This window comes from Microbispora rosea (assembly GCF_044460045.1).
Lineage (GTDB): Bacteria > Actinomycetota > Actinomycetes > Streptosporangiales > Streptosporangiaceae > Microbispora > Microbispora rosea.
Map to the genome: position 1 here is coordinate 108,148 of NZ_JBITJO010000008.1, position 12,656 is coordinate 120,803.

A 12,656-nucleotide genomic window follows, 5' to 3' on the forward strand; every position below is an offset into this window, starting at 1 on the left:
CTCACAGGACGTGGGCTTGGATCTGGACTTCGCTATCAGGCACTCGGGACGCCCGGCGGCCGCCATGACGCGGCGCGACGTCGCCCGGGTGCTGCTGGCCGTGCCGTCCGGACATGCCCTGGTCGCCCTTCCCGACCTGCGGCGACAGCTGCTCGCGGCGGGCAACCCGCTGTCGGTCAGGTTCTGGGAGTCGGCCAAAGCCGTTCTGATGAGCATCGAGTCCGGCGTGGCGACGGTCGGCGACGTGCAGCGCTGGCTGGAGTCGAGCGGGACCGAGCCGATCATGCTCACCCGCAGCTACTTCCTGTGGCCCGAGGAGAGCGAGCGCGGCCCGATCGCCACGGAGATGTACGAGCGGCTGGTCGAGTTTCTGGAGGAGCGGCTGGCGGCCGGGGAGATCGACGCGGACGCGCTCGCCGCCGGGGATCCCGACGCCCGGCACGCCTACGAGGAGCTCCAGGAGCGCTGGCTCGGCACCCCGCTGCCGGACGGCCGGGTGCCCAACGTCGTGGTCAACGACGAGCAGGACCAAGAGCTGTACGCCGCCTGGGACGAGGAGGAGGCGTTCGCACTGAGCGAGCTGCGGCGGGTGCTCGACGACCTGCCGGAGCCGCCCTTCCCCGAGTCCGATCTCCGCTCGGCCGCCCGGCGGCTGCGCGTGACGCTGACCCGCCCCGGCTATCCGGGCAACGTGTTGCGCGCCTGCGCCGGGCTGGAGAACGGTGATCTGCCCGAACGCGACGAGGATCTGTGGCTCACCGTCGCCGCCGGGATCGCCGCGCCGATCTCCGACCTCCCGGACGAGGAGGACGCCGCCCGGTTCTTCGACATGGAGGGCGAGCTCAGCCACGAGGACTCGATACTGGCCTCGTTGTGCGCCATCCACCACGCGGACTGGCTCGCGTCGGTGATCGCCCTGGTCCGGTACGGCCCGGGGGTGCTCGCCTCGCCCGAGCGGATCGCCCGGTTCATCGCCGACTCCGAGGACGTCGACGTCGACCCGGACGAGCCGGAGGACCTGGAGGCGACGGAGATGCTGTTCACGGCGGTGACGCCGCTGTGGGCGCACCTCGGCATCGTGGACCGGGCCGAGGTGCTGACCCCGCTGGGCTGGTGGGGCCTGCCCAAGGCGCTGGAGCGCGCCTGGTCCTCGGGCCCCGCCCTACCGGACTGAGCCCGCCCGGCGCCGCCCGGCTCAGCCGGGCGTGTCGACCAGGTCCCGGTAGTCGTCGTCCACCAGATCGCGGTATTCCGGATGCCGCTGGATGTACCAGGCCACGAACGAGCAGAGCGGCACGACCCGCAGGCCGGCCGCCCGGGCTCCGTCGAGGGCCCCGCCGATCAGCCTGCTGCCCAGCCCGCGGCCCTCGAACTCGTCGCGCACCTCGGTGTGCGGGAAGACCATCGAGCCGTCCCGCAGCCGATACTGCGCGAACCCCGCGACCACGCCGTCGACGATGATCTCGTAGCGCGACGCGGAGGGGTTGTCGACGACCCTGGCGTCCGCGCTCACGCCTCGGGCCCGTTTCCGCGCCGCTCGTCCTCATGGTGGTCGTGCGGCACCTGGATCTTCCTCATCTGCTTGTTCATGTTCTTCAGCAGGAAGAACAGGGCAAGACCGATCGCGGCGACGACGACGAAGCCGAGGAGACCCGGCCCGTAGCTGGTTGCATCCACGCCTTCAGCTTACGAGCAGGCAGGGGTGACCCCGGCGGCGATCCCCGCGAACAGGTCGTCCTCCGGCAGCGTGGTGTCCACGAGCGACCGCGCGAGGTGGTAGTCCTCGGTCGGCCAGATCTCCTCCTGCAGCTCGCGCGGGCAGACGAACCAGAACCCGTCGGGGTCCACCTGGGTGGCGTGCGCGAGCAGGGCGAGATCGCGGATCTCGAAGTACTCCGCGCACGGGACCCTGGTGGTGACCTCCCACTTCTGCGGCCGGTCCTCCCACCGCGCGATCCAGTCGGCGTACGGCGAGCCCATGCCGCGCTCGGTCATGGTGTTGTGCAGCGCCTCGAACCGCTCCCGCGTGAAGCCCATGTGGTAGTAGAGCTTCAGCGGCTGCCACGGCTCACCCGTGCCCGGGTAGCGGTCGGGGTCGCCCGCCGCCTCGAACGCCTCCACCGACACCCGGTTGGTCATGATGTGGTCCGGGTGCGGGTAGCCGCCGTTGTCGTCGTACGTGAGGATCACGTGCGGCCGGAACTCCCGGACGGCTGCGACGAGCGGCGCCGACGCCGCCTCGAGCGACTGCAGCGCGAAGCACCCCTCGGGCAGGGGCTCGTTCTCGTCCTCCGGCAGCCCGGAGTCGACGAAGCCGAGGAAACGCTGCTGGACGCCGAGGATCTGGCGCGCCTTCTCCATCTCCTGGCGGCGCACCTCGCCCATGTTCTCCAGGATGTCCGGCCGGTCCATCTTCGGGTTGAGGATCGAGCCGCGTTCACCACCCGTACATGTGACGACGAGCACCTCCGCGCCCTCCGCGACGTAGCGGGCCATCGTGGCGGCGCCCTTGCTCGACTCGTCGTCTGGGTGCGCGTGCACGGCCATCAGCCTCAACGGTGCACTCACGTCTCTCCTCAGGTGTTCTATGGCTACGAAAAGAGGTTAGCTTCTAAGAGACCGTGCTTTTCGGACCCGGTATGGCCCGCGTCGCCGACACGGTCGACTTGTGCGGACGATCGTCTCGCACAACACCGACAATCCTCAGGGAGATTCCGCGATGCCCACCGATGAGGCCGGCGGCCAGGGGACACGCCCGGTGCTCGGCACGCCGGACGACTTCGCGCCCCGCCCGGCGCGGCCCGCCCGGCTGGTGCCGTACATCGTGATCGCGTTGATCGTGGCGGTGATAGCGGGCGGCTGGGGCTACGTCATGCTCCGCGCGAACGGCAATCCCTCGGTGAGCGCGGACGTGATCACCTTCGACGCGAGCGCCGCGGACTCCGCCGTCATCACCTTCACCGTGCACAAGCCCGCCGACCGGACGGCGATGTGCCGGATCCAGGCGCTCGACACCAAGCACCTGGAGGTCGGCAGCCGTGAGGTCGACATTCCCAAGGGCCGGTCGGACCTCGAGTTCACCGAACGCGTGAGGACGAGTTCGCAGGCCACAGCAGTACATGTCGACTACTGCGATCTCGTATAGTGGAATCTTTGGGGAAGCGTTCGAAGGCGTTAACTTGACAGCCTTTCGAGTCACTTACGGAAACAAGGAGAGCCCGTGGCCGTCTCCCAGAACGACAACGTCACCTGGCTGACGCAAGAGGCGTACGACCGCCTCAAGGAGGAGTACGAGTACCTTTCGGGCCCGGGTCGCACGGACATCGCCAAGAAGATCGAAGCCGCCCGGGAAGAGGGTGACCTCAGGGAGAACGGTGGCTACCACGCCGCCAAGGACGAGCAGGGCAAGATGGAGGCCCGCATCTTCCACCTCCGGCAGATCCTGGACAACGCCAGGGTCGGTGAGGCTCCCCGCGCCGAGGGCATCGTGGGTCCCGGCATGACCGTGACGGTCCGCTTCGCCGGCGACGACGAGGAGGTCACCTTCCTGCTGGCCTCCCGCGAAGAGAGCGGCGCGCCCATCGACGTCTACTCGCCGAACTCCCCCCTCGGGTCCGCGATCAACGGCAAGAAGATCGGGGAAAAGGCCACGTACACGCTGCCCAACGGCAGGCAGAACACGGTCGAGATCCTCGAAGCCGTGCCGTACATCGGCAACTGACCCTTTTCACCCCGGCCGGGAATTCCGGAATCGTTTGCGGTATTCCCGGCCGTGCGGCAGTCTCGTCCTGGACCGGACCATTCGCCGCGGGAGGGGTGAGATCGTGCTCGAACGCCGAGCGCGTCCGTCCGCCCGCTTAGGCAGGAAGCTCGCGAGAGCCGTGTCCGAGGCCCGTCAGGATCTCGCCTATCGTCCGCGGCTGCCCCGCCCGGGGCGCCTGCGCAAGACGGTTCCCCTCATCGCCGTGGCGCTCGTCGCCGTGCTGACGATCGACGTGCTCGTGCTCGGCGATCTCCGGTCGCAGTCCGCGGACCCGGGCGCGGTCACGGCCCTCTCCGGGCGGCGCACGGGCAACGGTTACGTGGCGGCGACCCGGCAGGCCCGCGAGGTGCCGGCCCCGACGCCGGGACGCCAGGTCCCGGCCGCCCAGACGGTGTCACGGCAGCCGGTGGCTCCGCTGGAGCGGCTGATCCGCCCGCACCTGTTCGTGGTGGCCAACCGGCCCCTTCCCCCCGAGGTGGTGGAGAAGGTGCGCAAGGAGAAGGGTGTGACGGCCGCCGAGGTGACCGGCGCGGCCGACGTGACCGTGGACGGCAAGCGGGTGCCGACGATGGGCGTCGACCCGTCCACCTTCCGGTCGTACACGCCGAAGGTGACGGCCTCCTCCGACGAGCTGTGGCGCAACATCGCGGCCGGCGACATGGCGGTCTCCTTCGAACTCGGCAACGACGGCGGCGTGCAACTGGGCTCGCAGGTCCACAGCGGCGCCCGGCGCCTGCGCATCGGCGCGTACGCCACGGTGGGCATGGGTTCGATCGCGGCGATCGTCTCGAAGGGGACGGCGACGGCGCTCGGCATCCCGGACGGCAACGCCCTGGTCGTGAGCGCGCCGAAGGTCGACTCCGGCAAGCTCCGCACCAGGCTGCTGAAGATCCTGCCCAAGGGCAGCCAGGTCGCCACCATCAACCCCGTGGTGGTGACGCCGAAGGGGCGCACGGTGTGGCCGCAGACCGCGTTCATGTCCGCGGAGCAGCTCAAGGTCGCGCTCACCGCGGCCGTCAGCAAGCTCGGCCGGCCGTACGTGTGGGGCGCCGAAGGGCCCGACAGCTTCGACTGCTCCGGGCTCGTGCAGTGGGCGTACGCGCAGGCGGGCGTGCGCATGCCGCGCGTGACGTACCAGCAGTGGGTGACCGGGCCGCAGGTGCCGCTGTCGCAGGCGCAGCCGGGCGACCTGCTGTTCTGGCGCAACGACCCGACCAACCCCGGCTACATCTCGCACGTCGCCATCTACTGGGGCAACGGGAAGATGCTGCACGCCCCGCACACGGGCGACGTCGTGAAGATCGCGAACGTCTACACCAAGAACCTCGCCGGGGTCGTCCGGGTCAGTCCGCAGCTCTCCGCGCGCGTCCGCTGACCGGTCCGGCGGCCAGGCCGTCCAGCACGAGCGAGAACAGGTGATCGCGCCGCCCGGCGACGACCGGGCCCTGTTCCGCGATCCAGCCGACGGCGCTGATCAGCGCGAACACGTCCATCCCGTCGACGTCGGGCCGGATGCGGCCGCCGTCCTGGGCCCGTTTGACCAGGCGTCCCGCGGCCTCCCGCATGGCGGAGCACGACGCGTGGAGGGCGGAGCCCTCGTCACCGATCGTCGTCATCATCGACGCGGTCAGGCCGCGGTAGGCGCTCGCGCCGCGGAGGAACTCCTGCAGCCACCGCCGTAGCGCTTCGTGGGAGTCGCCCGCGCCCTCCAACTCTTCCGCGCGTGCCGCCAGGGTGTCGAACCGCTGCCGGAGCAGCGCCTCCAGCAGGGCCTCTCTCGTGGGGAAGTGCCGGTAGAGCGTGCCCATGCCGACCTCGGCGCGCCGGGCGATGTCCCGCAGCGACGCCTGGGTTCCCTGCTCTTCCACCACGGTCCTGGCGACCTCCAGGATGCGCTCGTAGTTGCGCTGCGCGTCCGCGCGCTGCTGTCGGCCCGTCATGCGTCGATCCTTGCACTTGACATGTGGAGCAGTGCTCCGCTTATTATCCGGAGCATCGCTCCGAATCTTAGCCGTCCAGTAGTCGTCAGCAGTCGTCAAGGAGGACCGATGCCCACGATGAAGGCCGTCCGCATGCACAGGACCGGGGAGCCGGAAGTTCTGGCGGTGGAGGAGGTTCCCCGCCCCGAGCCGGGTCCCGGGGACGTGCTCGTCCAGGTCCACGCGGCCGGGATGAACCCGCCCGACTGGTACGCCCGCAGGGGCTTCTCGAACCTCCCCGAGGAGATGCGGCCCACGTTCCCGCTGCCGTACACGCCGGGCTCCGACGTCTCCGGCGTGGTCGTGGCCGTCGGCCACGGCGTCGGCGAGTGGCAGGAGGGCGACGAGGTCTTCGGGCTCGTGCGTTTTCCCGCCGTGGAGCACGGGGGCAGGGGCTACGCCGAGTACACCACCTCACCCGCGTCCCATCTGGCCCGCAAGCCCGCCTCGCTCAGCCACGTCGAGGCTGCCGCCGTGCCGATGGCGGGGCTCACCGCCTACCAGTTCGTCTTCGACCACATCACGCTCGACGAGGGCCGCAGGGTGCTGGTCAACGGCGCCGCCGGCGGGGTCGGCCACTTCGCGCTGCAGCTCGCCAAGTCGCGGGGGGCGTACGTCATCGGGGTCGCCTCGGGACGGCACGAGACGTTCCTGCGGGAGCTGGGGGTGGACGAGTTCGTCGACTACACGACCACCCGCGTGGAGGACGAGGTGCGGGACGTGGACGTGCTCATCGACGCCGTGGGCGGGCCGGACGCCCATCGGTTCCTCCGGGTGCTGCGGCCCGGCGGCGTGATCAGCCCGGTCTTCTACGGCGACTACCGCCGGGAGCGCGCGGCCGAGCTGGGCGTCACCTTCCGGTCCGGCCAGGTCCACTCGGACGGAAAGCAGATGGCCGAGCTGGGACGCCTGCTGGAGGAGGGCCGGCTGCGCGTCGGGCTGGACTCTGTCTTCCCGCTCGCCGAGGCCGCGAGGGCCCATGAAAGGGCCGAACACGGGCACATCCAGGGCAAGATCGTTCTACGGGTCGTGCCGGACCAGACGGACCAGACGGACTAGATCGGCAGCCCGGCCTCCAGGTAGCCGAGGGCCTCGTCGAGCAGCACGGGCAGCGGTGTCCTGCCGTCCTGTTCCACCCAGGTGAACAGCACCGGGAGCATGACTCCCATGACCGCGCCGACGAGCGTCCGTACGGCGGGGCTGTGCGGGTCGCGGCCCTCCCGCTCGGCCACCGCGCCCGCGAGCATGTCGATCGTGGCGAACATCCCTTCCACCGTGCGGGCGCGCAGGGCGGGCACGGAGGTGGACAGCTTGATCCTGGCGAGCACCTTGTCGAGTTCCTCGGCCCCCATCGACTCGAACGCGGTGCGGAACGCGGCGCGCAGGGCGGTCAGCGGAGGCAGGCCGGCCGGCTGTGCCTTGAGCATCTCCATCAGGATCGGGTCGTAGTCGTCCTGGGTGACCACGTCCTCCTTGGTGGGGAAGTAGCGGAAGAACGTGCTGGGGGAGACCTCCGCCGCCTCCGCGATCTGCTCGACCGTCGTCGCGTCGTACCCCTGCTCGGCGAACAGCCGCAGGGCCTGCTCCTGGATGGTCCTGCGGGTCTTGGCCTTCTTGCGCTCGCGCAGGCTCGTGACAGCGCGGTCGGAGGGGGACGAGGTCCGGTCAGCGCGCTGGGGTGAGCTCATGCCCCGATTCTGCCGTCTTTCCGCGCCTGGCCGTACTCCCCGGTAGGAAGACGGCCACCAGGACGGCGGCCAGCACCGACGTGGCCCCGCACACCAGCAGGACCAGGTCCATGCCGTGCACGAAGGCCTCCCTGGCGGCGCTCAGCAGCGCGGCGTCCCCCGCACGCGCGGCCAGGACCGCCGCGGCCGTGATCGAGTCGGACGCCGCCTCCGGAGCACCGTCCGGCAGACCCGAGGCGTACGCCGCCGAGAGCATACTGCCGAGACCGGCGACGCCCAGGGCGCCGCCGACCTGACGCACCGTCTGCAGGGTCGCCGAACCGGAGCCCGACCGCTCCTCGGGCAGCGTCGCGAGCACGCCGTCCATCGCGGGGACCATGGCGAGGCCGACGCCCGCGCCGAGGACGGCCAGCCAGGCCGCGACGAAGCCGTACGCCGAGGACGCCCCGCCCGACACCGTGGTCCCGGAGCCCAGGAAGAACCCGGCGGCGAGCACGACCAGACCCGCCGGCATCACCACGCGCAGCCCGAGCCGGGTGGTGAGCCGCTCTCCGGCCAGGCCGCCGGCCATCAGCCCGGCCACCATGGGGATCACCCGAACGCCGGTGCCGAGAGCGTCGTGCCCGAGCACGGCCTGCAAATGCTGGGGGACGACGAACAGGACGCCCGACATACCGAGGCTCACGAACGTCGCGCCCGCCGCGCCCCACACGAAGACCCGGCTGCGGAACAGACCGAGGTCCGTCATCGGCTGCCGGGTGCGGGCCTCGACGCGGACGAACACCGCCAGCAGCACCGCCCCGGCGCCGAGAGCGCCCAGCACGCGAGGGTCGCTCCAGCCGCGCGCCGGGGCCTCGATGACGCCGTACACCAGCGCGGCCAGGCCCGTCACCGACAGCAGCGCGCCGGGCACGTCGGTCCGCGGCGCGGTGGGGTCGCGCGACTCGGGGATGAACGCCGCCACCGCCACCGCCGCGACGACGATCACCGGGATGTTCACGAGGAAGACCGAGCCCCACCAGAAGTGGTCGAGCAGGTAGCCGCCCACGACGGGGCCGAGGGGCAGGCCGAGCGCCATGGCGGCCGTCCACGCGGCGATCGCGCGCCCGCGCTCGGCCGGAGGGAAGACCACCGGCAGGATCGAGGTCGACAGCGGCATGATCACCGCGCCGCCGGCGCCCATCAGCGCGCGGGCCGCGATCAGGGCGCCGGTGCCGCCCGCGTACGTCGCGAACACCGATGCGATCCCGAAGGCCGCGAGCCCGGCCAGCAGCAGACGCCTGCGGCCGAAGCGGTCGCCGAGAGCGCCCGCTGGGAGCATGAGCGCGGCGAACGGAATCAGGTAGGCGTCGACGATCCACTGCAGGTCACCCGTCGAGGCGTACAGGTCGGCCGCGAGCGTCGGCAGCGCCACGTTGAGCACGGTCGCGTCCATGCCGATGACGAGGGCGCTCAGGACGAGGGCGCCGAGCGCCCACCAGCGAGAAGTGAGAGAAGCCATAATTTGAAAGTAACTCTCAAAGAATAGCTACTGTCAATCTGGGCTTCCGGACGGCAGGGATGTAATGTTGATTACATGCATTCAGAAGAAGAACCGTTGAGCGCCTGGTTCGCCGGCCGATTGCCGGACACCTGGTTCGCCGGGCCCCCCAGGGTCGTGGTGGACCGTGAGGAGATCGCCGTACTGGGCACGCTTCCGCCGCTGTCGGTGGCCGAAGGGCTCCCCGACCTGGAGCGCGCGGCGGCGATGGAGGGGTACGTCGAGCGGTTCCGCGAGGAGACGCGCGAGCGCAGGATCGACATCGCCAGGGAGGCCGAGCACCGCTTCCGCCGCAAGGTCTCCTGGGGCGTCGTCGTGGGTGACTCGACAGTGATGTTCACCACTCTTTCCGTCCCCGTCATGACCCGGCTGCGCCAGCCGGAACGGCAGGTCCTCGACACCCTGGTCGCCGCGGGTGTCGCGCGCAGCCGCAGCGACGCGCTGGCCTGGTGCGTCAGGCTCGTCGGCAAGCACACCGACAGTTGGCTCGCTGACCTGCGCGATGCCCTCCAGCACGTGGACCGGATCAGGGCGGAAGGCCCCGGCGGATTGGACTGAACCAATTCCCCGAGAGGTCTGGACCATTCGAATTGGCCTATACCAATGTGTAGGGACGGTGAGGAGGGTAAGGGGGAGAAGGACGTTTTTTCAACAGGGCCAGAGTGGGTAAGGTCCCACAACATCACGGCCGCTGCCTGCGCCGATGGCATCCGAGGCCGTGAAGTCGAGAATGGCGCCGATTTAACGGAGTGGAAACGCCGTGGTCTACTCCAATTGGATTCGGAAGCCATTCGTCGCGGATGATGCTCTGGCCCTGAGAGATTAAGGAGCCGCCCCCGTGTCCATTTCAGTAGAGGTACCGACGCCCACCACTCACAGCGATCTGGCGGCCTGGGTGACCCAGATCGCGGAGCTGACCCAGCCCGACCGGATCGAATGGTGCGACGGCTCCGAGGCCGAATGGACGCGCCTGACCAACCTTCTGGTCGAACAGGGCACCTTCACGCGACTGGTCAAGCGTCCCAACAGCTTCCACGCGGCCTCGGACCCCAGTGACGTCGCCCGCGTGGAGGACCGCACGTTCATCTGCTCCGAGCGTGAGGAGGACGCCGGGCCGACCAACAACTGGATCGCGCCCGACGAGATGCGCCGCACGTTCGGCACGCTGTTCAAGGGCTGCATGCGGGGCCGGACGATGTACGTCGTGCCGTTCTGCATGGGTCCCCTGGGCGGGAACATCTCGCAGCTCGGCGTCGAGATCACCGACTCGCCGTACGTCGTGGTGTCGATGCGGATCATGACCCGCATGGGGGATGAGGCGCTGCGCCTGATCGAGGAGCGCGCAGCGGCGCGAAAGGCCCGAGGGAGCGAGGCGCGAGCCAACGAGGGCCGCGGCAGGCGCGACCATGAGCACAGTGACTTCGTCAAGGCGGTCCACTCGGTGGGCGCGCCGCTGAGGCCCGGTCAGGCCGACGTGCCGTGGCCGTGCAGCACGACCAAGTACATCAGCCACTTCCCGGAGACCCGCGAGATCTGGTCGTACGGCTCGGGCTACGGCGGCAACGCCCTGCTGGGCAAGAAGTGCTACGCGCTGCGGATCGCCAGCGTGATGGCCCGCGACGAGGGCTGGCTGGCCGAGCACATGCTGATCCTCAAGCTCACGCCGCCGCAGGGCGAGGCGCGGTACGTCGCCGCGGCCTTCCCGTCGGCGTGCGGCAAGACGAACCTCGCCATGCTCCGGCCCACGATCCCGGGCTGGAAGGTCGAGACGATCGGCGACGACATCGCCTGGATGCGCTTCGGCCCCGACGGCCGGCTGTACGCGATCAACCCGGAGGCCGGCTTCTTCGGCGTCGCGCCCGGGACAGGGCAGTCGACGAACGCCAACGCGATCGAGACGCTGTGGGGCAACAGCATCTTCACGAACGTCGCGCTGACCGACGACGGGGACGTCTGGTGGGAGGGCCTCACCGACGAGCCGCCCGCGCACCTCACCGACTGGAAGGGCCGTGACTGGACGCCCGGGTCCGGCGAGCCCGCGGCCCACCCGAACGCCCGGTTCACCACTCCGGCCGAGCAGTGCCCGACGATCGCCCCCGAGTGGCAGGACCCCGCCGGGGTGCCGATCTCGGCCATCCTGTTCGGCGGCCGCAGGGCGACCGCGGTGCCGCTGGTGACCGAGTCGCTGAGCTGGCAGCACGGCGTGTTCCTGGGCGCCAACGTGGCCTCGGAGAAGACCGCGGCGGCCGAGGGCAAGGTCGGCGAGCTGCGCCGCGACCCGTTCGCGATGCTGCCGTTCTGCGGCTACAACATGGGCGACTACTTCGCGCACTGGCTCGAGGTCGGCACGATGACCGACCCGGAGAAGCTGCCGAGGATCTACTACGTGAACTGGTTCCGCAAGGACGCGAACGGCCGCTTCCTGTGGCCGGGCTTCGGCGAGAACAGCCGGGTGCTCAAGTGGATCGTCGACCGGCTGAACGGAGTGGCCGGCGCCGTGCCCACGCCGATCGGCAGCGTGCCGGCCTCACTCGACATCGAGGGCCTCGACATCGCGCCCGAGGACATGGAGCTCCTGCTCGGCGTCGACCCCGAGGTGTGGCGTGAGGAGGCCGCGCTGATCCCGCCCCACTTCGAGACCTTCGGCGATCACATGCCGGAGAAGCTGTGGGACGAGTACCGCGCCCTGGTCCAGCGGCTCGGCTGAGTCCAGCGGCTCGGCTGAGTCCAGCGGCTCGGCTGAGTCCGGCGGCATGTCCGTTCCCGGCGGGGGCGCGCCGCGCCGGCGGCCGCCCCTGGCGGGTTATCCGGGCCGTGTTCAGGAAAGCCCGAGGAGGGCGGGGCATGCCGGTTCGCCCGCGATAATTGGTGATCGAGCCCCACCGTCGCGAGGAAGAGGGTTGCATGAGCGTGCGCGATCTCGTGTACAAGCTGTACGAGCGCAGGCTCGAACGGAAGCTGTCCTCCGACCAGATCCCCCGCCACGTCGGCGTCATCGTGGACGGCAACCGCAGATGGGCGCGGGCCATGGGCCTGCGGGACGTCAGCCGGGGCCACCAGAAGGGCGCCGACAAGATCTCCGAGCTGCTGGTGTGGTGCCGCGAGGCCGGGGTCGAGTACGTGACGCTGTGGCTGCTTTCCACCGACAACCTCGCCAGGGACAGGGCCGAGCTCGATCCGCTGCTCCAGGTGATCGAGAACCTCGTCCAGGATCTCGTGGACCAGGGATGGCACCTCAACCCCATGGGCTCGCTCGACCTTCTGCCCGATCACACGGCTCGTGTCCTCAAACACGCAAAAGAAACCACATCGCATCGTCCAGGCCTGATTGTGAACGTTGCCGTTGGGTATGGAGGAAGGCGTGAGATCGCTGATGCGGTGCGCTCCCTCCTCCAGGAGCATGCCAGCAAGGGCGCAAGTATCGAGGACCTCGTCGAGGTCCTCGACGTCGAGCACATCGCGAAGCATCTCTACACGCGCGGCCTGCCCGACCCGGATCTCGTCATCCGGACCTCGGGAGAGCAGCGGCTCTCCGGATTCCTGCTCTGGCAGAGCGCCCACTCCGAGTTCTACTTCTGCGAGGCCTACTGGCCCGACTTCCGCAGAGTCGACTTCCTGCGGGCGCTCCGCTCGTACGCCGCACGGCACCGTCGGTACGGCTCCTGAGACGGTACGTGACCAGCGTC

General features: G+C 69.9%; 14 protein-coding genes. 8 read left to right on the top strand and 6 right to left on the bottom strand.

The genetic code is table 11. From position 1 onward, the window contains the following. Window positions 1–10 precede the first annotated feature (10 nt). On the top strand, window positions 11–1,174 hold the full coding sequence (locus ACIBK1_RS29555; protein ID WP_030507564.1) for a hypothetical protein: 1,164 nt from the start codon (window positions 11–13) through the stop codon (window positions 1,172–1,174). Between the two features lie 21 nt (window positions 1,175–1,195). Here ACIBK1_RS29555 and ACIBK1_RS29560 read toward each other — a convergent pair whose 3' ends face one another. The 3 genes from ACIBK1_RS29560 to mca are packed head-to-tail and all read right to left on the bottom strand — an operon-like array spanning window position 1,196 to window position 2,568. Further along, complete coding sequence (locus ACIBK1_RS29560; RefSeq protein WP_076433971.1) at window positions 1,196–1,513, bottom strand: GNAT family N-acetyltransferase; 318 nt, start codon at window positions 1,511–1,513, stop codon at window positions 1,196–1,198. Next, window positions 1,510–1,677, bottom strand: coding sequence for a hypothetical protein (locus tag ACIBK1_RS29565; protein ID WP_185949714.1), 168 nt, complete (start codon window positions 1,675–1,677; stop codon window positions 1,510–1,512). Before ACIBK1_RS29565 ends, ACIBK1_RS29560 begins: the two co-directional genes overlap by 4 nt. A 9-nt stretch (window positions 1,678–1,686) precedes the next feature. Continuing rightward, a complete protein-coding gene (mca, locus tag ACIBK1_RS29570; protein ID WP_030507561.1) occupies window positions 1,687–2,568 on the bottom strand; it encodes a mycothiol conjugate amidase Mca in 882 nt (293 codons plus the stop codon). 151 nt (window positions 2,569–2,719) lie between these two features. Between mca and ACIBK1_RS29575 the strand changes: the two genes are divergently transcribed. The 3 genes from ACIBK1_RS29575 to ACIBK1_RS29585 all read left to right on the top strand — a co-directional run bounded on the left by ACIBK1_RS29575 (window position 2,720) and on the right by ACIBK1_RS29585 (window position 5,138). After that, a complete protein-coding gene (locus ACIBK1_RS29575) occupies window positions 2,720–3,145 on the top strand; it encodes a DUF4307 domain-containing protein (RefSeq protein WP_030507560.1) in 426 nt (141 codons plus the stop codon). Window positions 3,146–3,220: 75 nt separating this feature from the next. Continuing rightward, entirely contained in the window at window positions 3,221–3,721 is a 501-nt protein-coding gene (gene greA / locus ACIBK1_RS29580; protein WP_030507559.1) for a transcription elongation factor GreA, read from the top strand. Window positions 3,722–3,881: 160 nt separating this feature from the next. Next, window positions 3,882–5,138: a C40 family peptidase gene (locus ACIBK1_RS29585; RefSeq protein ID WP_231513847.1), complete on the top strand. Its 1,257-nt coding sequence runs from the start codon at window positions 3,882–3,884 to the stop codon at window positions 5,136–5,138. Here ACIBK1_RS29585 and ACIBK1_RS29590 read toward each other — a convergent pair. After that, window positions 5,107–5,703 carry a TetR/AcrR family transcriptional regulator gene (locus ACIBK1_RS29590; protein ID WP_051761596.1) on the bottom strand — a complete coding sequence of 199 codons (597 nt, stop codon included), beginning with the start codon at window positions 5,701–5,703 and terminating at the stop codon, window positions 5,107–5,109. The two genes, ACIBK1_RS29585 and ACIBK1_RS29590, sit on opposite strands and share 32 nt — an antisense overlap. A gap of 108 nt (window positions 5,704–5,811) precedes the next feature. On the opposite strand from ACIBK1_RS29590, the gene ACIBK1_RS29595 reads away from it, so the two are divergent. After that, entirely contained in the window at window positions 5,812–6,801 is a 990-nt protein-coding gene (locus tag ACIBK1_RS29595) for an NADP-dependent oxidoreductase (protein WP_396738983.1), read from the top strand. On the opposite strand, the gene ACIBK1_RS29600 is transcribed toward ACIBK1_RS29595, so the two are convergent. Then, window positions 6,798–7,430, bottom strand: a complete 633-nt coding sequence (locus ACIBK1_RS29600; protein WP_051761595.1) for an acyl-CoA-like ligand-binding transcription factor — start codon at window positions 7,428–7,430, stop codon at window positions 6,798–6,800. The two genes, ACIBK1_RS29595 and ACIBK1_RS29600, sit on opposite strands and share 4 nt — an antisense overlap. After that, the gene (locus ACIBK1_RS29605) at window positions 7,408–8,931 is read right to left on the bottom strand and encodes an MFS transporter (protein ID WP_396738985.1); all 1,524 of its coding nucleotides are present in this window, start codon (window positions 8,929–8,931) and stop codon (window positions 7,408–7,410) included. The genes ACIBK1_RS29600 and ACIBK1_RS29605 overlap by 23 nt, the downstream gene beginning before the upstream one ends. 75 nt (window positions 8,932–9,006) lie before the next feature. On the opposite strand from ACIBK1_RS29605, the gene ACIBK1_RS29610 reads away from it, so the two are divergent. From ACIBK1_RS29610 to ACIBK1_RS29620, 3 genes are all read left to right on the top strand, one after another. Beyond that, on the top strand, window positions 9,007–9,528 hold the full coding sequence (locus ACIBK1_RS29610) for a hypothetical protein (protein WP_030507553.1): 522 nt from the start codon (window positions 9,007–9,009) through the stop codon (window positions 9,526–9,528). A gap of 280 nt (window positions 9,529–9,808) precedes the next feature. Further along, window positions 9,809–11,677, top strand: coding sequence for a phosphoenolpyruvate carboxykinase (GTP) (locus ACIBK1_RS29615; RefSeq protein ID WP_396738987.1), 1,869 nt, complete (start codon window positions 9,809–9,811; stop codon window positions 11,675–11,677). 197 nt (window positions 11,678–11,874) lie between these two features. Next, window positions 11,875–12,636, top strand: coding sequence for an isoprenyl transferase (locus tag ACIBK1_RS29620; RefSeq protein ID WP_030507551.1), 762 nt, complete (start codon window positions 11,875–11,877; stop codon window positions 12,634–12,636). Window positions 12,637–12,656: the final 20 nt, after the last annotated feature.